This is a genomic window from Streptococcus wuxiensis (assembly GCF_040888245.1).
Taxonomy (GTDB): Bacteria; Bacillota; Bacilli; order Lactobacillales; family Streptococcaceae; genus Streptococcus; species Streptococcus wuxiensis.
Window position 1 is genome coordinate 222,939 of sequence record NZ_JBFNFE010000001.1, and the last position, 24,198, is coordinate 247,136.

Sequence of the window (24,198 nt, forward strand, 5' to 3'; positions counted from 1 at the left end):
AAGTGCACTGATGAAAATTGTCAGTGCAGTTTTTATTAAGCAGGATTAGAACTTTACTAGCCTATTTAGTGCTTTTTTGGTACAATAGTTCAATTAAAAAGGAGACTCTATGGATTTAGATAATATTCGACAAGAAATCGATAAAATCGATGACCAAATCGTTCAACTTTTAGAAGAGAGGATGCATTTAGTTGAAGGAGTAGTTGCCTATAAAAAAGCTTCAGGAAAACCTATTCTAGATACTAAAAGAGAAGAAGTTATCTTTGAGAAAGTCAAAAGTCGTGTAGGCAATAAAAAATACGAAGATACAATTGCTGAGACTTTTTCAGATATTCTCAAACGTTCACGAGATTATCAGGATAAAACGATCAAATGAAAAAAGAAAAATTTTACCCTCTAGGAATCTTTCTAGCTGGTATGCTGGGAGGAATTGTGCGTTTTCAGATTTCGATATGGTTGCCATCTAGTCCAGACTTCCCTTGGGGAACACTAGTAGTCAACTATTTAGGAATTTTTTGCCTTATCTACCTTGTAAAAGGTTATCTGGTTTATAAGGGAAGTAGTAAAGGCACTATTCTAGCACTTGGAACAGGATTCTGTGGTGGCTTAACGACATTTTCTAGTCTCCTATTAGATGCTGTGAAATTACTGGATACAGGGCGGTACCTTAGTTTAGTGACCTATTTGCTTTTGAGCATCGGCGGTGGACTTTTATTAGCTTATTGTCTAGGGAGGAAGAAATGGTAGTATTTTATCTAGCGCTTGCTTGTGGACTGGGTGCTCTTGTTCGTTATTTCTTTTCCCGTTATAATCAAGGGTCAGTGCTTCCACTAGGAACACTCATAGCTAATCTTCTAGGTTGTTTTTTGATTGGATTATGCTATAACCATGTGGAGTCAAAAGAAGTCTATCTTATTCTTGCAACTGGTTTTTGTGGTGGTTTGACTACTTTCTCAACCTTGAACGATGAACTACAAAAACTGCTAAGTGACAAGAAGGCATTTTATAGTTATTTATTATTAACCTACTTGCTTGGTTTTCTTGCAATTTTTTTGGGAATTTTGCTTTAAATTTCTTTACTTTTTCTAGGAAATTTGATAAACTGTATCTTGTGTGTAATGGACGCACAAAAATACAGTTTATCCGCTGAGGAAGTTTCCTCAAGATTGACAAAGATAGGAGAATAAAATGAATCCATTAATCCAAAGCTTGACTGAAGGTCAACTTCGTACAGATATCCCTTCATTCCGTCCTGGTGACACTGTTCGTGTACACGCGAAAGTTGTCGAAGGAAACCGTGAACGTGTTCAGATCTTTGAAGGTGTTGTTATTGCACGTAAAGGTGCTGGCATCTCAGAAAACTACACAGTTCGTAAAATCTCTAACGGTGTAGGTGTTGAACGTATCTTCCCAATCCACACTCCTCGTGTTGAAAAGATCGAAGTTGTTCGTTACGGTAAAGTACGTCGTGCGAAATTGTACTACTTGCGTGCTCTTCAAGGTAAGGCAGCTCGTATCAAAGAAATCCGTCGTTAATTCGATGAACAAAACTCTGCTGCAAGGCAGGGTTTTTCTCTAGCTCCCTTAGTTCAATGGATATAACAACTCCCTCCTAAGGAGTAGTTGCAGGTTCGATTCCTGCAGGGGGCATTTTAAGAAGCGTAAAGAAACATAAAGAATATTCAAAGTCTTTATTTATAGGCAATCATCACAATTTAGTTTTTTAAAATAGTATAGTATATTTTGTTTTTTTGACCAAACGTTGACCAAAATTTGACCAAAAATTTGTTTTGATTTTTATGAATATAGAATAAAGTAGATCAGGAAGCTGGTCTATTTTATTTTGTATTTAATATGTATAAAAATTTGAATTGTCTGTCTAAAATAACTTAGTATTTTTGGAATTTTTGACCAAAGTGTGACCAAAATTTGACTAAATATTTGTTTTGATTTTGATGATTATGAGGTTAAGTAGATCATAGGAGTAAGTCTTTATAGGTATAAGTTATTTATGCTCGCTATGTTAGTTAAATAATTAATTTTTGACTGATTTATCTCTGTTTAATGTAAATTAGTTATGAGGAATATTGTCTTATTTATATACGAATATATAAAATAATGATACAATAATATTATATAGAAAATTGTAGATATTAGACTGACTATAAAAAATGGAGGTAATTTATGAATAGCAAGGAATGGATTATGGAATTTGAATCTTTAAATGTATGATTACTATAACCGTTATAAAATCAATAAGAAACGTTGTGGTCGGAATTTTTGATATCTTCTAAGAGTAGTCAGAGGATTATTGATTTAATAACAGAAGTACACGAAGACATATATTTAACATCTATTATTTTACCCATCCCGAAGATTTTAGCTCAATCTTTAGCATTTTGGTAAAGTATGGAAAAAGTACAAGTAAATATATTTTATCGAAAGGAGAGATATATGAGTGAAATAGTTATTAATGCTCAGAATTTATCTAAAAATTTTTATAATTTTGATTCAAGACTCCCATTTATCAAGAGATTTTTGAAACGTAATCAAATAACGATTCGAGCTGTTCAAGATATTAGTTTTACGATTAAGAGAGGGAGTATAGTTGGCTTTATTGGGAGTAATGGAGCTGGTAAATCCACAACGATTAAAATGTTGACTGGGACTCTTTATCCTAGTTCCGGAAAATTAGAAGTGAATGGAGAAATTCCATTTAAAAGAAGTATAAATTTTAGAAAAAAAATTTCAATAGTAGTAGGAAATAAATTACAGTTATTTCAAGATGTTTCGGCTATGGATTATTTTCAATTGATTGGTACTTTATATGAGGTAGAACCGGCGATTTTACAAGAACGAATTCAGGAATTAAGCAATTTGTTGAATGTAAAAGATCAGCTTTACCAGCAGGTCCGGACCCTCTCTCTTGGACAAAAAATGAAAATGGAGTTTATCGCGGCATCTTTAACAAGTCCGGAAATATTATTTTTAGACGAGCCTACTATAGGGTTAGATATACAGTCTAAAAAAGATATCAGAACATTTTTAAAGAAAATGAATGAAGAATGTCATACTACTATTATTTTAACGAGTCATGATATGGATGATATTTCGTCTGTTTGTGACGAATTAATCGTCATTGACAAAGGAAAAATTATTTTGCAGGAGTCAATGGATGTTATTTTATCTAAATTTTCTGATTTTAAATATTTAAAGATAAAAATGACATTAGATTTGGTACCAGAGTTATGCTCTGTTAAAGGAGTAGTAGTCATTTCTCAAACAAAATCGGAATGTATACTAAAAATACCTAGAGATTTTGTCTTTGAGACATTAGAATCAATCAATAAGCTTGTAGATATAGAAGATTTTGAAATATCAAATCTTTCTTTAGAAGAAATTATTTTACAAAACTATTTTACAAAAAAGGAGCACAATTGAAAAAAGAAATGTCTATTATTCTGATATCATTTCGATCTATTTTGAACTATAAATCAAGTGTACTATTGTTAATGTTACAGGGAAGTATACAAATTATGATATCAGTATTTTTATGGACGTATATATATCAGAGTAACCAGATAAATATAGCAGGATATGATTTTACCTCAATGGTTCAATACTATTTGGGGACTATAATTTTTTCATATTTTGTTTTTTATCCAGTTGATTGGGAAATCAATGACGATGTTCATTCAGGAAATTTTTTTAGCATATTAATAAAACCTGTTACTTTTTATAAGTATTATTTTTGTAAAATGCTTGGAGATAGGCTTGCTCATTTATTATTTATCATCATTCCTGTCATTTTATTCTCTAGTGTTTATTACAAGAATGAGTTATTAACCATTGAAATTCTTATTTTAGGAAGTATTGCAATTATTCTATCTATGGTTCTATGGTTTTTAATATCATGTTGTGTAGGTATGCTTTCTTTTTGGTTAGAAAATATATTTTTTGTCCTTACTGTTAAAGAAATAGTAATTCAGTTTTTATCAGGAATATTATTGCCTTTAAGTTTTTTTTCAAATAATTTTCGTCTGTTTTTAGATGTATTACCTTTTAAATACTTAGTATATGAACCGCTTCAGATGTTTAGTAATGATACATATAAATTAATAGACCATTTGAGAATTATTTGTATTCAATTGATTTGGTGCATCATTTTTTATATTATATCAAGATTCATATTGAGAAAAGGAGTGGAGCACTTCTCAAATGTGGGAGGATAAAATGTTTAGAATAAAAGTAATTTTTAGGCTACTTCATTTTGGTTTTAAATCTGATATGAATTTTCATTTTGACTTCTTTTGTGGTCTATTTTCGTCGATACTGTGGATTGGTTTACCTATTGTATTTTTTAGATTGATTTTCTTAAACATAGACTCTTTTAATGGTTGGGACTATTATCAAATTTTATTTTTGGTAGGTTCCTACACTATTGTAGATGGAGTTATGATGGGATTGTTAATTAGAAGTATGGGAATTTTAGAATCAGATATTTTGAGTGGTAACTTGGATCAAATTTTATTGAGGCCGTTTGATACTCAGTTGTTCTATATTTTTAGATCATTTAATTTAGTTCAATTCGTGAATACTTTTTTTGGTCTTGCGATCATTTTTATAAGTTATGGAAATTTAAATGTACATTTAAATTCATTAAAAATATTATTTTATATCCTTTCTTTAATGTGTGGTTGTATTATATATTATTCAATTTGGTTTCTAATAACGATTAGTTCATTTTGGTTCCCAACTAAATTTTCAAAAGTAGATGTATTTTTGAATTATATTGGAATTTCTAAGTATCCATATAATATTTTTACAGGTATTAACAGATTGATCACTATGTTATTTGTTCCCAATTTATTAATTGCCAATCCTGCAGTATTAATATTTTTAGGGAAAGATACATTGAACCTATTTTTCTATCAAATAGTTTTTACAGTTTTTTTGATTATTATCAGTCGTACAATTTTTAGAAAAGGATTGAAAAAATATGAAAGTGCAGGAAGATAAACAATGTTGTTCAGTTATATGTTTGACTAAAGGAAGTGATTCGCTGTACTTTCGGATATGAGCTTGAAGGTGGAATTGCCGGAGTGAGTTTGAAAAAAAGTAAGCGAAATTTTTGACCAAAAATTGACCAAGTAAGTTAGAAAAGCCTTTAAATCAAGGGTTTGAGTCCTGTTTTTTGATTCCTGCAGGGGAGCGAAACTAGCCACAAAAACACTGGATAACCAGTGTTTTTTCTTTGACCAAATTTTGAACCATTCATAAGATATCCATGGTGTGGTATAATGGACATAGAATGTTTAGGAGAAAGAGATGAAAAAAGGCTTATTAATTGGCTGCTTATCCATGGTTATACTATTTGCAATATTCATAATCCTTAGTCCTATTCTTGCAATGATGGATATGTGGGGTCTATTTGCCCATGCAAGTCGGAATGAACTTGAGCAAGCTGTACATCGTTCTTATGAGAACTACGGTCTTACAGGTCAGTTTGAGTTAGAAAAATACGAAAAAAACTATACAAGTGTAGGAGGATTTGTAATCCATGGTACTTACACTGAAAATATAGATGGTAAAACCTATCAGGCTAATTCTCGATTTGAATACTATACTCGTCCTTCGGAAAACAAAAAGTATAAAAAGACGGATGCAGAAGTAGATTATGAACAAAACAAAAAAATTTATCAGGTTTTTCCAGAATTAGCCTATCTAGGAATTGAGATTAGTCCAGGTACCAGTGAGTTTTTAAAAACATTGGACACTTCAATAACAGATCCTAAAATGACTGCTTTGAAGTACGAAGGGATTGATTTTCAATTTAATAGTAAATCTGGCAACATGTATCTTTATGATAAAATATTAGAGGAAAATCAAAGAAATGGACAAGCATTACAAGGGATGTATCCTATGGATGCTCAATATCTTTTCCAAAAAGATATTTTTATACCAGAATTTCAATTTCGATACTACACTCCAGAAGACAAGAAGGATCAGTTATATGATGCCTATCTTGAAGACCTTGAATCGCAAATGAAAGAGTTTTTTAACAATCAACCCTTACCAAGCGGTCTTTATGCTGTAAAGATTGATAAATATGAAGGGGATAAACTTGTCAATAATAGCGGTGGCTATTATGTTAGAATTGGAAACCGTCAAGTTGTTGCTTTTATCAAAGATTTATACTAAAAGTTGCGTTCAACTGTTCAAAATATTAGAGAAAGATGAAATTGATTAAATGACCCAAGAAGAATATTTGCAACTAAAAAAGAATATAAAATTCGCTTAGTCTTAGTAATAGTTCTATTCGTATTATTTTCTATCCTAAGTATCTTGCTTATCATAAATCTCAATAGATTTATCCCGCTAGGCGCGACAGCCATGGCTACAGTTGTGCCATTTAACCATTTTTTACTCGTTCCACTTTGGGAAGAAAAAAAAGCGATTGAAACAGAGCATGCTGAATGAAAGGACCTTAGTACAAGCGGAGCTAGGGTTCCTTCGACAGAAGCGAGTAAACGGAACATAGCAGCCGTTGGGAGCGTTATTGCCTTGTTCTTATCGTTTGCTTTACTCTATAGGCCTGCTAAGGTATACCAGAAGGTACCTACTGCCGATGAACTAAAGAACCTTCCCAAGATTGAGAACAAGGGCATTCCTGAACTGGATAATAAGAAAATCCCAAAAATAAAAAGGGAATCAGAAGAGTAAGAGTGACGAATCTAGGTATAGTAGAATGTAAGAAAATTAGCTATCTATAAGGAGTAGAAACGATGTTAGCCATTTGTATTGATACTATAGGCGACAAGTCAATGACCTATAAGTTGTTAAGAAACTATTCATCCTTGTCTCTTTCTCTAATCCAATCAAGAATAAAAAATCATGATACAGTTATGGAAGTGGATATTCTAGATTTGGACGAATTAAAAAAAGTAAGAGCCCTTATTCATGACTTAAGTAGCATTGGAACCATGGTTACAATGAATGATTCGACTGGTGTCATCACATTAGAAATATTAAATAATATTATTACGACCTATGAAGAGATTGCAGCTGAAAGAGAAGAACTGGATGCGCTTATGTTTGATGAGGAAGAGTAATCTGTAATTAAAACACCCCCAGAAGTTAGTTTTTTATCTCTAACTTCTGAGGTGCTTTTTCTATATTCTGATTATTTTACAAGACCCAAGTTCGAATCGCATGGGCAACGCCTGATTCATCATTTGTTTTAGTGATGTATTTGGCGATTTTTTTGAGTTCGGGGTTTCCGTTTTCCATAACAACGGGGTTACCAACGACTTCGAGCATAGCACGGTCATTTTCTTCATCTCCGATAGCCATAGTCTCATCTTTTGTCAATCCTAGTTTTTCAGCTAGATGTGTAATAGCTGAGCCCTTGTCTACACCTTTTTTGAGAAGTTCGAGGTAGAATGGTGAGGACTTATTAATAGAGTAGCGTTCATAAAATTCCGCTGGGATTTTTTCAATAGCAGCATCAAGGATTTCAGGTTCGTCGATAAACATACATTTGACGATTTCCTTGTTAGCCATTTCTTCAGGTGTACGGTAGAAGATTGGCATGCTGACAAGGGTAGATTCATGTACGGTATATTTACCAATATTGCGATTGGCAGTGTAAATCCCGTCCTTGGTAATGGCATGCATATGGACTCCTAGTTTACGACTGAGAAATTCCATATCCAGATAGTCTTCGTAGGACAAGGATTCACTGATAATCTCATGTCCTGTAGCAGTTTCTTGGACAAGGGCGCCGTTGAAGGTAACAACATAGTCGCCCTCATCTCTCAACTGTAAGTCGTCAAGGAGTTTAGCAACACCGGCAATAGGACGACCTGTTGCAATCACAACCTTAACACCAGCTTGTTTGGCATCTTGGATGGCTGCAAAGACTTCTGGGGTAATTTCTTTCTTGCTATTGACTAGGGTACCATCGATATCGACGGCGATTAGTTTAATACTCATAAATTTCCTCTGTTATTTCTTGTCTGGAGTAAAATGATCATTCTCGATTAAATGTGAAAATTGTTGAATGGTAGAAGCAAAAATATTGTTTGGATTCAGCATTTCTTTAGGGAAGTAGAAACGGTTGTCACCATGACGACTTCCTGCAAGAGATTGGACGATAGGTGAAAGACTAGAAAGTTCAGCTAACTCACTATTTTTCTGCACAATTTCAATTTGCGTTCTAGGATTTTCAGATTCTGGTCGATATATATCGTAAGGAAGGTCGAAATTCTTATGAATAGCAGTGTAGTAGTTGGGGTCAAAACCAATTTCCTCTACTAAACCTCGCATGATTTCAAGTTGATTCTGGTCTTCTTGAGAAAAAGTAATAGATTTGAAGACCTTACGGTTGATAAAACGTTGCGAAAGATCGGCTAGAATTTTATCTGTACTAGTCATCCAGAGTTGGAAATAGGTATTCATAACCCCGTCGTCAAGTGCAAGATAGTCAGACAAGCTAACGTTTTTCTCAAAAAATGGTAGTAGATGGGGTGATGTAAGGGCAAAGAAGTCCTTATTTTCAGGATAGAGCTCCTTGGCACGTTTGAGAAGATTTTGCAGAAGAACCTCCATAGCTCGTGTGGCTGGGTGGAAATATACCTGCATATACATCTGGTAACGGCTGAGGACATAGTCCTCGATAGCGTGCATTCCATTACGTTGAAAGGCGATACCATTTTCAACAGGACGAATGACACGAAGGATCCGTGTTAAATCAAACTGACCATAAAATGCACCGGTGAAGTAGGAATCACGAAGGAGATAATCCATGCGGTCCGCGTCAATCTGACTAGAAATCAGCTGAACCACCTGTTTGTTTGGATAAGTGTGATCGATAACGCTGGCTACTTTTTTTGGAAAATCTGGTGCCACCTGCAAAAGAACCTGGTGAATCTCTGTCTCAGGGCTTTGGATTATTTCCTGAGTAATTGCCTCATGGTCGGTGTCAAAGAGATTTTCAAAAGTATGAGAGTAGGCACCGTGTCCGAGATCATGTAGAAGAGCCGCAGTCATGGTTAATAGTGACTCGTTAGAATCCCATTCCTCAGGATATTTCTCCTCAAAAATCTCCGTGATTTGACGGGCAATTTCGTAGACACCCAAACAGTGAGAAAAACGACTATGCTCTCCACCGTGGAAAGTATAGCTAGATGTCCCAAGCTGTTTGATGCGACGGAGCCGCTGAAATTCTTTGGTATTGATCAGGTCATAAATGACTTGATTATTAACGTGGATATAGTTGTGAACAGGGTCACGAAATACTTTTTCATTCATAAGACCATTATAGCAAATTCCTTGCCTTTTTGGTAAAATAGTAGGGATAAGTGAGAAGAAAGAGGAATAGATGTGAAGATTAGAATGAGAAATACCATCAAGTTCGATGAACAATTGGAAGTAATCGACCAACTTTATGATGTTGAATTACGGGAAAAGGGCGATTTTTCCTATCTTTTGTTTTACAATGAAGACCAAGAAAAAGTAGTTTTGAAATTTAATGGGGAGGAACTTGTCATGACACGTTTCTCAAATCCCAAGACCATCATGTGTTTTCTCAAGGATTCTGATAGTTTAGCCTATATTCCAACACCTATGGGACTGCAGGAGTTTATCATCCAAACTAGTCACTATGAAGTTGGTGAAGGGAAGATTGAACTAGCCTATCAGTTGCAAAACAAAGAAGGAGTTCCATTTGCGGACTACCGTTTAGAAATTACTTGGGGATAAGAAAAAGAGGCTGGGAAAAAAGTTCTAGCCTCTCAATTGTATTTGGAGTGTCGAGCAAGACGCAGTGGTTGAGAGGGCTCTAATACGCTGATTTCATCAGCTTGTACAGCCCTACGCAACTGTGCGGAGGTGGGACGACGAAATCGAATTCTACCGAATTACCGATTTCTGTCCCACTCTCATTTGATATAGAGTTCTTGATTTTTTAGGACGATTTCACGTACACTTGCAAATTTCTTAAGTTTTTTAAGTTCTTCTGGATGGGTGACAAGAGTGATGACATAGCCATCTTTACCCATACGCCCTGTACGACCCGCACGGTGAGTGTAAGTTTCCGTGTCTCTAGGGACGTCAAAGTTAATCACGCATTCCAAGCTATCAATGTCGATACCACGAGCCAGAAGGTCTGTCGCAAGAAGTAGTGTCAGTTGATTATCTTTGAATTTTTCTAGAATAACTTTTCTAAATTTAACGTTGACATCGCTAGCTAGCGAAACTGCTAAAACATCACGGTATTGTAATTTTTCCTCGGCGCTTCCAAGGTCTGACAAGCTATTAAAGAAGACAAGACCACGGAAGTTATTGACATGTGCTAGTTTCCGAAGCATATCTACTCGGTGACGTTGGTCTACTTGCATGTAGAAGTGTTGGATGTTGTCTAACTTTTGATCCGAAAGGTCAATGATGCGCGTGTTTACTGCAATCTTATCTTGGTCAAACTTAGTAGTCGCACTCATGTATATGAGTTGGTGGTCACGAGGAGCGTAGTGGGTAATTTTCTCAACAAAATGAATCTGAGAATCATCTAGCAGCTGGTCGAATTCATCCAGAATGATAGTATCCACATTCATCATCTTGATTTTTTTCAATTTGATGAGTTCAAAGATTCGACCAGGTGTTCCAATTAAAATTTCTGGCCCTTTTTTGAGACGTTCAATCTGACGTTTCTGGCTTGAACCTGAAAGGAATAGCTGAGCAGTCAAGCCGATAGCTTCGCCCCATGTTTTGGTGACATCGAAAATCTGGCCAGCCAGTTCAGTGTTAGGAGCTAAAATCAACAGTTGCTGCGCTTTTTTCTTTTGGAGTTTTAAAAGACTCGGGAGTAGGTATGCTAAGGTTTTTCCCGTACCGGTTGGACTAACTCCGAGGAGTGTTTCTCCTTCTAAAATAGGATTAAACAGTTGTTCTTGAATAGGAGTGAAGTCTTGGAACCCCAGTTGGTCAATCAATTCTTGCCATTCGGTAGGTAGTTTGGTTTTCATTTTTCTGCCTCAAATCTAATGCCAGCATCCTGGCGCATAGCGTAAAGTAGGTTGTGGACGTGTGTCGCATCATCAATCCAAGATTGGTAGAGAGTTGGGTCTGCTTGTTTAATCATGTTTGCAAAATTAGTAACTTCCTCAGTCATATTGTGAGGAGCTTGCTGGATAGGAAGTTGAAGTTCTTTTCCTTGATGGTCTATAAAAACAGCTGATTGGATATGCTCGATTGTATTAAGTGTCAAGGTTCCATCAGTCGTATAAATCTCACAAGGAAGATTAGAAGTGATATTCTTTCCAGCTTTGATATGTACTTGATAGTTAGGATATGAGAGAATACCATCCCCATTTAAATCAATGCTATTATCTAGTTTCTGAGCTTGATAGGTTGCATGAGTCGGTTTTCCAAATAAGCGAACAGCTGCATAAATCGGATAAATACCAAGATCCATAAGTGCACCACCTGCAAAACGGTCTGAGAAAACGTTAGGAGTATCGCCAGCAAGTAGGTTAGGCATCTTAGAAGAGTATTTAGCATAGTTAAAATCTGCACCAAGAATTTGCTTGTCTGCAAGAAATTCTTTAATTGTGGAGAAAGCATCTTCGTGGTAGTTTCTTGCTGCTTCAAAGATAAAACATTTATTATCTTTAGCCGTTTGAACTAATTCCTGCCATTCTTGTGGTTGAGTGACAGCTGGTTTTTCAAGGATAACATGTTTTCCAGCAGATAAAGCCATCTTTGCCTGACTAAAGTGTAAGGAATTTGGACTAGCAATATAGACGACATCAAAGGGGTATTTGAAAAAATCTTCTAACTGGTCAAATAATGTTATATCTTGATAGTGAGAAGCAAACTTTTCTGCGGTTTCTATTTTTCTAGAATAGACTGCACCCAGTTGAAATTTCCCGCTAGTATGGGCAGCATCTAGAAAATGATGGCTGATTGAACTAGTTCCTATGATACCAAGTTTTAGCATAGTTACTCCTTTTCCACAAGTAATGATTGATTTCATTATATCATAGAAAGAGCCAACTCGTTATCTTGAGATAATTCTTTTGCTTTGATACTTCGAAATTTCTAGAAAAAATGGTACAATAGTTACAGTAAATTTAGGAGTTTAGTATGAGATTGTTACCTATGAGAAAAATTTCTCGTCATTCAAAAAGATTGGCGCTTTTTTTGACTTTTTGTGCAGGCTATGTAGATGCCTATACCTTTATTGTAAGAGGGAATACCTTAGTCGCTGGGCAAACGGGGAATGTGGTATTTTTATCAGTCGGAATCGTTCAGAGAAATTTAGCTGATGCCGAAATAAAGATATTGACACTTTTATCTTTCATGTTAGGCGTTTTTTTGCTTACGATTTACAAGGAAAAACTTCGCATTGTTAAAAAACCCATTATATCACTTATACCATTGGCCATTTTATCATTGATAATCGGCTTTATTCCATTGAGTGTAGATAACATGTTTATTGTTCCTCCTCTGGCATTTTGTATGGGTCTCGTTACAACAGCTTTTGGAGAGGTTTCAGGGATTGCCTATAATAATGCCTTTATGACGGGAAACATTAAGCGAACTATGTTGGCTTTTGGCGAATACGTCCGGACCAAGCATACAGCCTTTTTGATGGAAGGATTGATTTTTGTAAGTCTACTGATTAGCTTTATTCTAGGAGTAGTATTTTCAGCTTACTTAACGATTATCTTCAACGAAAAAACGATTTTAGGTGTCCCTATCATGATGAGTATTTTTTATCTAAGTATGGTTTTATCTTCTTTGCAAAAAAAGTCTAATAAAAGGCTGAATTTTGAGTGAAAATACTTGTCAAAAATTTGGAATCATGCTATACTTGTAGAGTTGACTATGCACAGTCCTGTGCAACCGCACGAACATCGTTGCTTGATTCTTCAAGTTTAAGTGGTTCGTCCCACGATGCTAGGCGAGTCTTCACAAAAATTCGGGGAAACCCAAAAAATCATAGGAGGTGCATAATGAGCACATACGCAATTATCAAAACTGGCGGAAAACAAGTTAAAGTTGAAGTTGGTCAAGCAGTTTACGTTGAAAAATTGAACGTTGAAGCTGGTCAAGAAGTTACTTTTAACGAAGTTGTTCTTGTTGGTGGTGAAAACACTGTTGTCGGAACTCCACTTGTTGCTGGAGCTACTGTTGTTGGAACTGTTGAAAAACAAGGAAAACAAAAGAAAGTTGTTACTTACAAGTACAAACCTAAAAAAGGTAGCCACCGTAAACAAGGTCACCGTCAACCATATACTAAAGTTGTCATCAACGCAATCAACGCTTAATTTTAAGGAGAACACATGATACAAGCAGTCTTTGAGAGAGCCGAAGATGGCGAGCTGAGGAGTGCGGAGATTACTGGACACGCCGAGAGTGGCGAATACGGCCTAGATGTCGTGTGTGCATCGGTTTCTACGCTTGCCATTAACTTTATCAATTCCATTGAGAAATTTGCAGGCTATGAACCAATCTTAGAATTAAACGAAGATGAAGGTGGCTATCTGATGGTTGAAATTCCAAAAGATCTTCCTTCTCACCAGAGAGAAATGACACAATTATTCTTTGAATCATTTTTCTTAGGTATGGCAAACTTATCGGAGAACTCTTCTGAGTTCGTCCAAACCAGAGTTATCACAGAAAACTAACACGGAGGAAAACATTATGTTAAAAATGACTCTTAACAACTTGCAACTTTTCGCCCACAAAAAAGGTGGAGGTTCTACATCAAACGGACGCGATTCACAAGCTAAACGTCTTGGAGCTAAAGCAGCTGACGGACAAACTGTAACTGGTGGATCAATCCTTTACCGTCAACGTGGTACACACATCTATCCAGGTGTAAACGTTGGACGTGGTGGAGACGATACTTTGTTCGCTAAAGTTGAAGGCGTAGTACGTTTCGAACGTAAAGGTCGCGATAAGAAACAGGTTTCTGTTTACCCAATCGCAAAATAAACATTAAATAAGGCTTTCCAAGATTTTTGGAAAGCTTTTTTTCTTGAACAATATTAGGATCAGTTATTTTTTAAGTTTACTTCAGAAACTATTCTCACTCAATAAACTCTTAAGGAACTTATTTGATTTATTATGATAGATAATAAGAAAGAAATATGGTATAATATAGGGTGAGACCTTATGAATAAATAGTGAAAGAGTATATAAAAATAATGAAAAAAATTGTCATTAACGGTGGACGCCCATTAAAGGGTGAGATAACCATTAGCGGAGCGAAAAATAGTGTGGTAGCTCTGATTCCAGCTATTATTTTGTCAGATGATATAGTTATTTTGGACTGTGTTCCAGACATCTCTGACGTTGCTAGTTTGGTTGATATCATGGAAATTATGGGTGCTAGTGTAAAGCGCTATGATGATGTTTTAGAGATTGATCCTCGTGGTGTTCAAAATAAACCAATGCCATATGGTAAAATCAACAGTCTTCGTGCATCCTATTATTTCTACGGTAGTCTTCTTGGACGTTTCGGTGAAGCAACAGTAGGTTTACCTGGTGGATGTGACTTGGGACCTCGTCCGATTGACTTGCATTTAAAAGCCTTCGAAGCTATGGGTGCTAAGACAACCTATGAGGGTGACAATATGAATCTCTCAACAAACGGCTCTAGATTACAAGGTGCTCATATTTATATGGATACTGTTAGTGTTGGAGCAACCATTAACACAATGCTTGCAGCGGTTAAAGCTCAAGGACGTACAGTCATTGAAAACGCGGCTAGAGAGCCTGAAATCATTGATGTAGCTACTTTGTTAAATAATATGGGAGCTCATATTCGTGGTGCAGGTACAGATATGATTACTATCGATGGTGTTGAATCTCTACACGGCACACGCCATCAAGTAATTCCTGACCGTATTGAAGCAGGGACCTATATTGCAATGGCTGCTGCTGTGGGACAAGGAATTCGTATTAACAATGTACTTTATGAACACTTAGAAGGTTTTATTGCAAAACTTGAAGAAATGGGTGTTCATATGACGGTTTCTGAAGACAGTATCTACGTTGAAGAACAAACAAATCTTAAGGCTGTAAATATCAAAACAGCTCCATATCCAGGATTTGCTACAGACCTTCAACAACCGATTACTCCTCTTTTGTTGAAATCAGAAGGACGAGGAACACTGATTGATACCATTTATGAAAAACGTGTCAATCATGTCTTCGAATTAGCCAAAATGAATGCAGATATTTCTACAACGAATGACCATATTTTCTACAAGGGTGGCAATCCTTTACACGGTGCAAGTGTAAGAGCGACTGACTTACGTGCAGGAGCTGCCTTGGTTATTGCTGGATTAATGGCTGAAGGTAGAACAGAAATTACTAGTGTAGAGTTCATTTTAAGAGGCTACTCAAATATTATTGAAAAATTACGTAACCTTGGAGCAGATATTGAGCTAATCGAAGATTAGCCATTTTGAGGAACACAATGAATATCTGGACAAAATTAGCAATGTATTCTTTCTATGAGACGGAACGTTTGTATTTCCGTCCATTCTTTTTTACGGATGTAGATGACTTTCATGCTATAGCATCAGACCCTGAAAATCTCCAATTTATTTTTCCTACACAAGCCAGCATTGAGGAAAGCCAATATGCTCTTGCTAACTACTTTATGAAATCACCCTTGGGAATTTGGGCGATTTGTGATAAGAAAGCACAGAAGATGATTGGAGCCATCAAGTTTGAAAAGCTAGATGAAATTCGTAAAGAAGCGGAAATTGGCTATTTTTTAAGGAAAGATTATTGGTCTCAGGGATATATGACGGAAGCAGTGACTAAATTACGTGATTTGTCTATGGATCAGTTTGAATTAAAGCAACTTTCTATTGTGACGCATCTAGAAAATAGTGCTAGTCAAAAGGTTGCACAAAAATCAGGCTTCGTTCTATATCGCCGTTTCAAGGGTAGTGATCGATATACTCGTAAGATGCGGGATTATCTAGAATTTCGCTATACAAAAGGAGAGCTAAATGAGTAAACACCAAGAAATTTTAGCTTATTTAGAAGAATTACCAGTCGGAAAACGGGTCAGTGTTCGAAGTATTTCAAATAGACTGGGAGTGAGTGATGGTACAGCTTATCGTGCTATCAAAGAAGCTGAAAATAGAGGATTGGTTGAAACACGTCCTCGAAGTGGAACTGTCCGTGTCAAGTCAAAAAAAGTTGCTATTGAGAGATTAACCTTTGCAGAAATTGCAGAAGTCACTGGTTCGGAAGTTTTAGCTGGCCAAGCTGGTTTGGAGAGAGAATTCAGTAAATTCTCCATTGGAGCCATGACAGAAAAGAATATTCTTTCTTATCTTCATGATGGCGGTCTACTTATTGTCGGTGACAGAACACGAATCCAATTATTGGCACTTGAAAATGAAAATGCTGTCTTGGTAACAGGTGGATTTGAAGTTCATAAAGATGTTTTGGATGCTGCTAATAAGAAAAATATCCCAGTGTTACGCAGTAAACATGACACATTTACCGTTGCGACCATGATTAACCGAGCTTTGTCAAATGTACAAATAAAGACAGATATTTTAACGGTTGAAAAAATCTATCGTACTTGCCATGAATATGGTTTTTTACAAGAAACGGATACTGTAAAAGATTATTTAGATTTAGTTCGTAAGAATAGAAGTAGTCGATTCCCTGTTATAAATCAGCATAAGGTTGTTGTGGGTGTCGTGACCATGCGAGATGCTGGAGATAAATCACCAGGGACTACCATTGATAAGGTCATGACAAGAACTGTCTACATGACCGGTTTAGCTACAAATATTGCTAACGTGAGCCAGAGAATGATTGCAGAAGATTTTGAAATGGTACCTGTTGTACGGAGCAATCAAACCTTGCTTGGTGTCATTACTAGACGTGATGTCATGGAAAAAATGAGTCGTTCTCAGGTCTCAACTTTACCAACCTTTTCAGAGCAGATTGGACAGAAGTTATCTTATCATCATGATGAAGTTGTTATTACAGTCGAACCCTTTATGTTAGAAAAAAATGGTGTTCTGGCTAATGGTGTTCTTTCAGAAATCTTGACTCATATGACGCAAGACTTGGTCGTTAATAGCGGGCGTAACCTCATCATTGAACAAATGTTGATTTACTTTTTACAGGCTGTTCAGATTGATGATGTTCTACGGATTCAAGCTAGAATTATTCATCATACGAGACGATCGGCTATTATTGATTATGACATTTATCTCAATCATCAAATTGTATCAAAAGCAAATGTAACTGTAAAAATTAATTAGAATCTAGGAGTAAACATGATTACATTAAAATCAGCTAGAGAAATTGAAGCTATGGATAAGGCCGGTGATTTTCTTGCAAGCATCCATATTGGCTTGCGTGATATCATCAAGTCAGGTGTTGATATGTGGGAAGTAGAAGAGTATGTTCGCCGTCGTTGTAAAGAAGAGAATTTCCTTCCACTACAGATTGGTGTTGATGGAGCAATGATGGACTATCCATATGCAACCTGCTGTTCGCTCAATGACGAAGTAGCACACGCCTTCCCTCGTCATTATATCCTCAAAGAGGGTGACCTCCTCAAGGTTGATATGGTTCTTGGTGGGCCAATCGCGAAGTCCGACCTCAATGTTTCTAAACTCAATTTTAACAATGTTGAGCAGATGAAAAAATATACTCAAAACTTTACGGGTGGTTTGGCTGATTCTTGTTGGGCATACGCAGTTGGTAAACCATCAGAAGAAGTTAAAAACTTGATGGACGTGACCAAGGAAGCTATGTATAAGGGTATCGAGCAAGCTGTTGTTGGCAACCGAATTGGCGATATTGGTGCAGCGATTCAAGAATATGCTGAAAGTCGTGGATACGGTGTTGTTCGTGATCTTGTAGGACACGGTGTTGGCCCAACCATGCATGAAGAGCCAATGGTTCCTAACTATGGTGTAGCTGGTCGTGGTCTCCGTCTTCGTGAAGGTATGGTTTTGACAATCGAACCTATGATCAATACAGGTGATTGGGAAATCGATACAGACATGAAGACAGGTTGGGCTCACAAAACTATCGACGGTGGTCTATCATGTCAGTATGAACACCAGTTTGTTATTACCAAGGATGGACCTGTAATCTTGACAAGTCAAGGTGAAGAAGGAACTTATTAATAAAAAAAGGGAGCTGAGCTCCTTTTTTTGTTAAAGCTGAAATAAAATTTGCGTAGCAGATATCTTACAAACGTTTTCTTTTATAGTAAAATAAAAGATGACTATATGAAAGAAGGTTCTTAATTGGAAAGTATTATATTTTTTATCTCTGTATTTTTAGCTGGGGTTTTATCGTTTTTCTCACCCTGCATATTTCCCTTGTTACCAGTTTATGCAGGTGTCTTGTTAGATGATCAAGAGCAGTCAAAGACATTTCGTTTTTTAGGTAAGGATGTTGCCTGGTCAGGATTAATTCGGACATTCTGTTTTATCGCAGGTATCTCTCTGATTTTCTTTATTCTAGGGTTTGGAGCAGGATTTCTCGGGAACTTACTCTATGCTGATTGGTTTCGTTATGTTATGGGTGGTATTATTATCATACTAGGCTTACATCAGATGGAGATCCTTCATTTACGAAAATTAGAGTTCCAAAAAACAGTAAGATTTGATCAAAAAAAGTCTAGTAAATATCTATCAGCCTTTCTATTAGGTATTAGCTTTAGCTTTGGTTGGACTCCATGTATTGGTCCAGTTTTAAGTTCGGTTTTAGCATTAGCTGCCTCAGGAGGAAATGGAGCTTTTCAAGGGGCATTATTAACCCTAGTTTATACTCTTGGAATGGCGCTTCCATTTTTAGTATTGGCTTTGGCATCAGGTCTCATCATGCCTTATTTTAGTAGAATTAAATCTCACCTACTCTTACTGAAAAGAATCGGTGGTTTACTAATTATTCTCATGGGAATTTTATTAATGTTGGGACAGTTAAATGTCTTATCCGGAATATTAGGATAAAAGGAGTTATCTATGAAAAAAACAATCTATTTTGGACTTAGTTTCTTATCTATCTTTCTTTTGATTGCTTGTGGCAAGGAAGAGAAGGAATCAAGTCAGGAAAATCAAACGACTCAAGCACAGCAACAAGCAACGGTTAAGCAAATAGCTGTAGGAGCAGAAGCGCCTGATTTTACGCTACAATCGATGGATGGAAAAGAAGTCAAACTATCTGATTTTAAAGGTAAAAAAGTTTATCTAAAATTCTGGGCTTCTTGGTGCGGTCCATGTAAAAAAAGCATGCCAGAACTAATGGAACTTGCTGCAAAAGAAGATCGTGATTTTGAAATATTATCTGTTATTGCACCAGGCCTTCAAGGTGAAAAAACCATAGACCAATTTCCAAAATGGTTTGAGGAGCAGGGCTATAAGGATATACCTGTCCTATATGACACCAAGGCGACAACCTTCCAAGCCTATCAGATTCGAAGCATTCCAACAGAATTTCTAATTGATTCAAATGGTAAAATTGCCAAAATCCAAATAGGTGCAATTAGTAATGCAGATGCAGAAGCGGCGTTTGCACAAATGAATTAACGTTATAAAAAAATGTCTAGACTGTTTTGTCTAGACATTTCTTTTTTTTAAAAAATTTAATTGAATTAGTTTTTAGAAGCAGCTTGGAATTCTGGGTTTTTCCATGCTTCGTCAATAATTTCTTGCAATTCACGAGCAGAAAGTTGCATTTTTTGAGTTTCAGCGTCGTTCAATGGGATGTTAACTGGGCGAACGATACCGTGCGCACCAACGATAGCTGGTTGACCGATAAAGACGTTTTCAACTCCGTATTGTCCTTCTTGGAAGACTGAAAGTGGAAGAACCGCATTTTCATCATCAAGGATAGCTTTTGTGATACGAGCAAGAGCAACTGCGATACCGTAGTATGTAGCACCTTTTTTGTTGATGATTGAGTAAGCAGCGTCACGAACTGAGATGAAGAGTTCAACAAGATCCGCTTCATTCAAGTCACGGTTAGCTTGTAACCATTGTTCCAATTTAACACCGGCAACGTTAGCGTGTGACCAAACTGCAAATTCAGAGTCACCGTGCTCACCCATGATGTAGGCGTGAACTGAACGAGCATCAACACCGATAGTTTCAGCAAGTGCTTGACGGAAACGAGCTGAGTCAAGTGAAGTACCTGAACCGATAACACGTTCTTTAGGGAATCCTGAGAATTTCCAAGTTGAGTAAGTTAAAATGTCAACTGGGTTAGCAGCAACAAGGAAGATACCGTCAAATCCAGATGCAACAACTTGTTCAACAATTGATTTGTTGATAGCAAGGTTTTTACCAACAAGGTCAAGACGAGTTTCACCTGGTTTTTGTGGAGCACCAGCAGTGATAACTACAAGGTCTGCATTCGCACAGTCTTCGTACTTAGCTGCATAGATTTTTTTAGGTGAAGTAAAAGCTAGCGCGTGGCTAAGGTCTTCAGCATCACCAACTGCTTTTTCAAACAATTGAGGAATTTCAATGATACCAAGTTCTTGTGCAATTCCTTGTGTTACGAGGGCAAAAGCGTAAGATGAACCTACGGCACCGTCACCGACGAGGATAACTTTTTTGTGTTGTTTAGTTGCTGTCATTTGTCTAAACATCTCCTTTATTTTATTAAGGGGGAAGCCCCATTTGATTTCATTCTATCACTTTTGCTAAGCTTTGTCACGGATATACCTTCGGGATAAATATGTAAACGTTTTACGCGTGTTGTTAGACTGTAAAATAGTCCAAACTATGGTATAATATATCTAGTTACTAATAGTGAAATGAGGCATTTGTTAATGCAAGATAAAAATTTAGTGAATGTCAATCTGACCAAGGAGATGAAGACTAGCTTTATCGACTACGCCATGAGTGTAATCGTATCGCGTGCTCTTCCTGATGTTCGTGATGGGTTAAAACCTGTTCATCGTCGTATTTTGTACGGAATGAACGAATTAGGAGTTACGCCTGATAAACCTCATAAGAAATCTGCCCGTATTACAGGGGATGTAATGGGTAAATACCACCCACACGGAGACTTATCTATCTATGAAGCTATGGTTCGTATGGCTCAATGGTGGAGCTACCGCTACATGCTTGTAGATGGGCACGGTAACTTTGGTTCTATGGACGGTGATGGTGCTGCCGCGCAACGTTATACCGAAGCGCGTATGAGCAAGATTGCTCTTGAAATGCTTCGCGATATCAATAAAAATACTGTTGATTTTGTAGATAACTATGATGCAAACGAGCGTGAACCTGTTGTTCTACCAGCTCGTTTCCCAAATCTTTTGGTCAATGGTGCCACAGGTATTGCCGTTGGTATGGCGACCAATATTCCACCTCATAATTTGGGTGAAACCATTGATGCTGTTAAACTCGTCATGGATAATCCTGAAGTTACAACCAAAGATTTGATGGAAGTTTTGCCTGGTCCAGACTTCCCAACTGGTGCCCTAGTTATGGGTAAATCAGGTATTCATAAGGCGTATGAGACTGGTAAGGGATCTATTGTTCTTCGTTCTCGTACGGAAATTGAAGAGACTAAAACAGGTCGCGAGCGTATTGTTGTTACGGAATTCCCGTATATGGTTAATAAGACAAAAGTACATGAACATATTGTGCGTCTGGTTCAAGAGAAACGTATTGAAGGAATTACAGCTGTTCGTGATGAATCTAACCGTGAAGGTGTTCGCTTTGTTATTGAAGTTAGACGCGACGCATCAGCTAATGTTATTTTGAACAACTTATTCAAGATGACTCAGATGCAGACTAGCTTTGGCTTTAATATGTTGGCTATCCAAAATGGTGTGCCAAAGATTCTGTCTCTTCGTCAAATCTTAGATGCATACATTGAGCACCAAAAAGAAGTTGTGACTCGTCGCACTCAATTTGATAAAGAAAAAGCTGAGGCACGCGCCCACATTTTAGAAGGTCTCTTGATTGCTTTGGATCACATTGACGAAGTCATTCGTATCATCCGTGCAAGTGAAACTGACCAAGAAGCGCAAGCAGAATTGATGAGCAAGTTCAAGCTTTCTGAGCGTCAAAGCCAAGCTATTCTTGATATGCGTCTACGTCGCTTGACAGGTTTGGAACGTGACAAGATTCAATCAGAATATGATGAGTTGATTGCTTTGATTGCTGACTTAGCGGACATTCTTGCTAAACCAGAACGTGTTGCGCAAATTATTAAAGAAGAACTTGATGAAGTGAAGCGCAAATTTGCTGATAAACGCCGTACTGAGTTAATGGTTGGTGAAGTATTGACGCTTGAAGATGAAGACTTGATTGAAGAGACTGATGTTCTTATCACTCTATCAAATAAAGGTTATATTAAACGTTTGGACCAAGACGAGTTTACTGCCCAAAAACGTGGTGGACGTGGCGTACAGGGAACAGGAGTCAAGGACGATGACTTTGTCCGTGAGTTGGTTTCTACCAGCACCCATGATCACTTGCTCTTCTTTACCAACAAAGGTCGTGTCTATCGTTTGAAAGGTTATGAAATCCCAGAATATGGTCGTACAGCCAAGGGATTGCCTGTCGTTAACCTCTTGAAACTGGATGAGGGAGAAAGCATCCAAACTATCATTAATGTCGAATCAGAACGTAGTGATGATGCATACATCTTCTTTACGACTCGAGCAGGTATTGTTAAGAGAACTAGCGTTAAAGAATTTGCCAACATTCGTCAAAATGGTCTAAAAGCCTTGAATTTGAAAGATGAGGACGAATTGATTAATGTTCTTCTTACTCAAGAAGATACTGATATCATTATCGGTACTAAGTTAGGCTATGCAGTTCGTTTCAACCAGTCATCCGTTCGTAGCATGAGTCGTAGTGCAACTGGTGTTAAAGGGGTAAATCTTCGTGAAGGAGATGCTGTAGTTGGAGCTAGAGTAATCACTGACCAAGATGAGGTCCTCATTATCACCGAAAAAGGATACGGTAAGCGTACAGTTGCCACTGAGTATCCAACTAAAGGTCGTGCTGGTAAAGGTATGAAAACCGCTAATATTACTGATAAAAACGGTCAACTCGCAGGCCTTCTAACAGTAAAAGGTGACGAAGATTTGATGGTTATCACAGATACCGGTGTCATGATTCGTACAAATGTTGCCAATATTTCTCAAACTGGACGTTCAACCATGGGAGTTAAGGTTATGCGTTTAGATGAGAACGCTAAGATTGTAACCTTTACAACAGTTGCGGCAGCTGAGAAAGAAGAAGTTGGGGCAGAAAACGAAACAGAAAGTGAAGAATAATGTCTCAAAAAAGAACTAAGAGTAAAAAAAATAAACGTAAGAATCTGCTGATTAATATTTTAGCTGGCTTTCTAATCCTTTTGTCTCTAGCCTTGATTTTTAACTCAAAGATTCGTAATATCTTTATGGTTTGGAATACTAACAAGTATCAAGTTAGTCAAGTCTCAAAAGAGAAGCTTGAAGAGAACAATGGTGCAGAAGGGAATTTTGATTTTAATTCCGTGAAAGCTATTTCTTCGGAGGCTGTTTTATCATCCCAATGGGATGCACAACAGTTGCCCGTTATAGGTGGAATTGCAGTTCCTGAAGTAGAAATCAACTTGCCAATCTTTAAAGGTTTGGACAATGTAAACTTGTTCTACGGAGCAGGAACCATGAAACCAAATCAAAAAATGGGTGAAGGAAATTATTCTCTAGCTAGTCACCATATCTTTACAGCTGAGAATGCTAGCCAAATGCTATTTTCTCCTTTGGTTAATGCCAAAGAAGGAATGAAGATTTATCTGACTGATAAGGATAAAGTTTATACCTACGATATTCGGGAAGTGAAACACGTAACCCCAGATCGAGTTGATGAAATTGATGATCGTGAAGGTATCAATGAAATTACCTTGGTGACTTGTGTAGACTATGATGCAACCGAACGGATTATCGTAAAGGGAGATTTAAAAGAAATCAAATCTTATTCAGACACTCCGTCAGATGTCTTGGCAGCATTTAATAAACCGTATAAACAAAGATATTAATTTGTAAATTTTTTGAAAAAGGTTCGCTAATGATAGCGACCTTTTTTCTTGTCAATTTCAGAAAATAGATAAGGTAAAGACTTTTCAATTTTTCTAAAAAGTAGTATAATGTTTCTATTATAGAAATTTTTAGAAAATTCC

Annotated in this window: 28 protein-coding genes, 1 tRNA gene and 1 other annotated feature; of the genes, 24 read left to right on the forward strand and 5 right to left on the reverse strand. The window is 36.8% G+C overall.

What is annotated here, in order from left to right; all coding sequences use genetic code 11:
- The first annotated feature begins 109 nt into the window (after positions 1–109).
- From AB2B47_RS01065 to AB2B47_RS01115, 11 genes are all read left to right on the forward strand, one after another.
- Positions 110–376, forward strand: a complete 267-nt coding sequence (locus AB2B47_RS01065; RefSeq protein WP_006152665.1) for a chorismate mutase — start codon at positions 110–112, stop codon at positions 374–376.
- Complete coding sequence (crcB, locus tag AB2B47_RS01070; protein ID WP_006152649.1) at positions 373–747, forward strand: fluoride efflux transporter CrcB; 375 nt, start codon at positions 373–375, stop codon at positions 745–747. Before AB2B47_RS01065 ends, crcB (AB2B47_RS01070) begins: the two co-directional genes overlap by 4 nt.
- Positions 741–1,070 carry a fluoride efflux transporter CrcB gene (gene crcB / locus AB2B47_RS01075; RefSeq protein WP_320693413.1) on the forward strand — a complete coding sequence of 110 codons (330 nt, stop codon included), beginning with the start codon at positions 741–743 and terminating at the stop codon, positions 1,068–1,070. Before crcB (AB2B47_RS01070) ends, crcB (AB2B47_RS01075) begins: the two co-directional genes overlap by 7 nt.
- 118 nt (positions 1,071–1,188) lie before the next feature.
- Positions 1,189–1,536, forward strand: coding sequence for a 50S ribosomal protein L19 (rplS, locus tag AB2B47_RS01080; protein ID WP_001068670.1), 348 nt, complete (start codon positions 1,189–1,191; stop codon positions 1,534–1,536).
- A gap of 42 nt (positions 1,537–1,578) precedes the next feature.
- A tRNA-Arg gene (locus tag AB2B47_RS01085) sits at positions 1,579–1,650 on the forward strand.
- A gap of 804 nt (positions 1,651–2,454) precedes the next feature.
- Positions 2,455–3,441, forward strand: a complete 987-nt coding sequence (locus AB2B47_RS01090; RefSeq protein ID WP_003010129.1) for an ABC transporter ATP-binding protein — start codon at positions 2,455–2,457, stop codon at positions 3,439–3,441.
- A complete protein-coding gene (locus AB2B47_RS01095) occupies positions 3,438–4,232 on the forward strand; it encodes an ABC transporter permease (RefSeq protein ID WP_320693414.1) in 795 nt (264 codons plus the stop codon). The genes AB2B47_RS01090 and AB2B47_RS01095 overlap by 4 nt, the downstream gene beginning before the upstream one ends.
- Before the next feature lies 1 nt (position 4,233).
- Positions 4,234–5,019 (forward strand): ABC transporter permease, encoded by a 786-nt coding sequence (locus AB2B47_RS01100; RefSeq protein WP_003013947.1) that lies wholly within the window; start codon positions 4,234–4,236, stop codon positions 5,017–5,019.
- Positions 5,020–5,328: 309 nt separating this feature from the next.
- Positions 5,329–6,201 carry a hypothetical protein gene (locus AB2B47_RS01105; protein ID WP_320693415.1) on the forward strand — a complete coding sequence of 291 codons (873 nt, stop codon included), beginning with the start codon at positions 5,329–5,331 and terminating at the stop codon, positions 6,199–6,201.
- 144 nt (positions 6,202–6,345) lie between these two features.
- Complete coding sequence (locus AB2B47_RS01110) at positions 6,346–6,480, forward strand: hypothetical protein (protein ID WP_320693416.1); 135 nt, start codon at positions 6,346–6,348, stop codon at positions 6,478–6,480.
- Between the two features lie 305 nt (positions 6,481–6,785).
- Complete coding sequence (locus AB2B47_RS01115; protein WP_006145674.1) at positions 6,786–7,112, forward strand: hypothetical protein; 327 nt, start codon at positions 6,786–6,788, stop codon at positions 7,110–7,112.
- Between the two features lie 76 nt (positions 7,113–7,188).
- On the opposite strand, the gene yidA is transcribed toward AB2B47_RS01115, so the two are convergent.
- Complete coding sequence (yidA, locus tag AB2B47_RS01120; protein WP_320693417.1) at positions 7,189–7,995, reverse strand: sugar-phosphatase; 807 nt, start codon at positions 7,993–7,995, stop codon at positions 7,189–7,191.
- Positions 7,996–8,007: 12 nt separating this feature from the next.
- Complete coding sequence (locus AB2B47_RS01125) at positions 8,008–9,312, reverse strand: HD domain-containing protein (RefSeq protein ID WP_320693418.1); 1,305 nt, start codon at positions 9,310–9,312, stop codon at positions 8,008–8,010.
- 72 nt (positions 9,313–9,384) lie between these two features.
- Here AB2B47_RS01125 and AB2B47_RS01130 point away from each other — a divergent pair, with 72 nt between their 5' ends.
- Complete coding sequence (locus tag AB2B47_RS01130; protein ID WP_320693419.1) at positions 9,385–9,762, forward strand: YwiB family protein; 378 nt, start codon at positions 9,385–9,387, stop codon at positions 9,760–9,762.
- Positions 9,763–9,941: 179 nt separating this feature from the next.
- Here the strand turns inward: AB2B47_RS01130 and AB2B47_RS01135 are convergent, their stop codons facing one another.
- Both AB2B47_RS01135 and AB2B47_RS01140 read right to left on the reverse strand, forming a co-directional pair.
- Positions 9,942–11,024 carry a DEAD/DEAH box helicase gene (locus tag AB2B47_RS01135; protein WP_320693420.1) on the reverse strand — a complete coding sequence of 361 codons (1,083 nt, stop codon included), beginning with the start codon at positions 11,022–11,024 and terminating at the stop codon, positions 9,942–9,944.
- The gene (locus tag AB2B47_RS01140) at positions 11,021–11,998 is read right to left on the reverse strand and encodes a Gfo/Idh/MocA family protein (RefSeq protein WP_320693572.1); all 978 of its coding nucleotides are present in this window, start codon (positions 11,996–11,998) and stop codon (positions 11,021–11,023) included. Before AB2B47_RS01140 ends, AB2B47_RS01135 begins: the two co-directional genes overlap by 4 nt.
- A gap of 146 nt (positions 11,999–12,144) precedes the next feature.
- Here AB2B47_RS01140 and AB2B47_RS01145 point away from each other — a divergent pair, with 146 nt between their 5' ends.
- The 10 genes from AB2B47_RS01145 (at position 12,145) to sdbB (ending at position 19,595) form a co-directional block, all read left to right on the forward strand.
- Positions 12,145–12,840, forward strand: coding sequence for a YoaK family protein (locus AB2B47_RS01145; RefSeq protein ID WP_320693421.1), 696 nt, complete (start codon positions 12,145–12,147; stop codon positions 12,838–12,840).
- Between the two features lie 54 nt (positions 12,841–12,894).
- Positions 12,895–12,982, forward strand: a sequence feature (ribosomal protein L21 leader region).
- Positions 12,983–13,016: 34 nt separating this feature from the next.
- Positions 13,017–13,331, forward strand: a complete 315-nt coding sequence (gene rplU, locus AB2B47_RS01150) for a 50S ribosomal protein L21 (protein ID WP_000109141.1) — start codon at positions 13,017–13,019, stop codon at positions 13,329–13,331.
- Between the two features lie 15 nt (positions 13,332–13,346).
- On the forward strand, positions 13,347–13,691 hold the full coding sequence (locus AB2B47_RS01155; protein ID WP_000613699.1) for a ribosomal-processing cysteine protease Prp: 345 nt from the start codon (positions 13,347–13,349) through the stop codon (positions 13,689–13,691).
- 16 nt (positions 13,692–13,707) lie between these two features.
- Positions 13,708–14,001: a 50S ribosomal protein L27 gene (gene rpmA, locus AB2B47_RS01160; RefSeq protein ID WP_000916509.1), complete on the forward strand. Its 294-nt coding sequence runs from the start codon at positions 13,708–13,710 to the stop codon at positions 13,999–14,001.
- A gap of 212 nt (positions 14,002–14,213) precedes the next feature.
- Positions 14,214–15,473, forward strand: coding sequence for a UDP-N-acetylglucosamine 1-carboxyvinyltransferase (locus AB2B47_RS01165; RefSeq protein ID WP_320693422.1), 1,260 nt, complete (start codon positions 14,214–14,216; stop codon positions 15,471–15,473).
- A 17-nt stretch (positions 15,474–15,490) separates the two neighbouring features.
- The gene (locus AB2B47_RS01170; RefSeq protein ID WP_006152359.1) at positions 15,491–16,042 is read left to right on the forward strand and encodes a GNAT family N-acetyltransferase; all 552 of its coding nucleotides are present in this window, start codon (positions 15,491–15,493) and stop codon (positions 16,040–16,042) included.
- Positions 16,035–17,312: a CBS-HotDog domain-containing transcription factor SpxR gene (spxR, locus tag AB2B47_RS01175; protein WP_006148632.1), complete on the forward strand. Its 1,278-nt coding sequence runs from the start codon at positions 16,035–16,037 to the stop codon at positions 17,310–17,312. Before AB2B47_RS01170 ends, spxR begins: the two co-directional genes overlap by 8 nt.
- Before the next feature lie 15 nt (positions 17,313–17,327).
- Complete coding sequence (locus tag AB2B47_RS01180; RefSeq protein ID WP_006152363.1) at positions 17,328–18,188, forward strand: methionyl aminopeptidase; 861 nt, start codon at positions 17,328–17,330, stop codon at positions 18,186–18,188.
- Positions 18,189–18,311: 123 nt separating this feature from the next.
- Positions 18,312–19,019 carry a thiol-disulfide oxidoreductase-associated membrane protein CcdA2 gene (ccdA2, locus tag AB2B47_RS01185; protein WP_320693423.1) on the forward strand — a complete coding sequence of 236 codons (708 nt, stop codon included), beginning with the start codon at positions 18,312–18,314 and terminating at the stop codon, positions 19,017–19,019.
- 12 nt (positions 19,020–19,031) lie between these two features.
- Positions 19,032–19,595, forward strand: coding sequence for a thiol-disulfide oxidoreductase-associated lipoprotein SdbB (sdbB, locus tag AB2B47_RS01190; protein ID WP_320693424.1), 564 nt, complete (start codon positions 19,032–19,034; stop codon positions 19,593–19,595).
- Between the two features lie 65 nt (positions 19,596–19,660).
- Here the strand turns inward: sdbB and AB2B47_RS01195 are convergent, their stop codons facing one another.
- Positions 19,661–20,647 (reverse strand): L-lactate dehydrogenase, encoded by a 987-nt coding sequence (locus tag AB2B47_RS01195; protein ID WP_320693425.1) that lies wholly within the window; start codon positions 20,645–20,647, stop codon positions 19,661–19,663.
- Between the two features lie 195 nt (positions 20,648–20,842).
- Between AB2B47_RS01195 and gyrA the strand changes: the two genes are divergently transcribed.
- Together gyrA and AB2B47_RS01205 are read left to right on the forward strand one after the other, a co-directional pair.
- Complete coding sequence (gene gyrA, locus AB2B47_RS01200) at positions 20,843–23,311, forward strand: DNA gyrase subunit A (protein WP_320693426.1); 2,469 nt, start codon at positions 20,843–20,845, stop codon at positions 23,309–23,311.
- Entirely contained in the window at positions 23,311–24,057 is a 747-nt protein-coding gene (locus tag AB2B47_RS01205) for a class A sortase (protein ID WP_320693427.1), read from the forward strand. Before gyrA ends, AB2B47_RS01205 begins: the two co-directional genes overlap by 1 nt.
- The last annotated feature ends 141 nt before the right edge of the window (positions 24,058–24,198 follow it).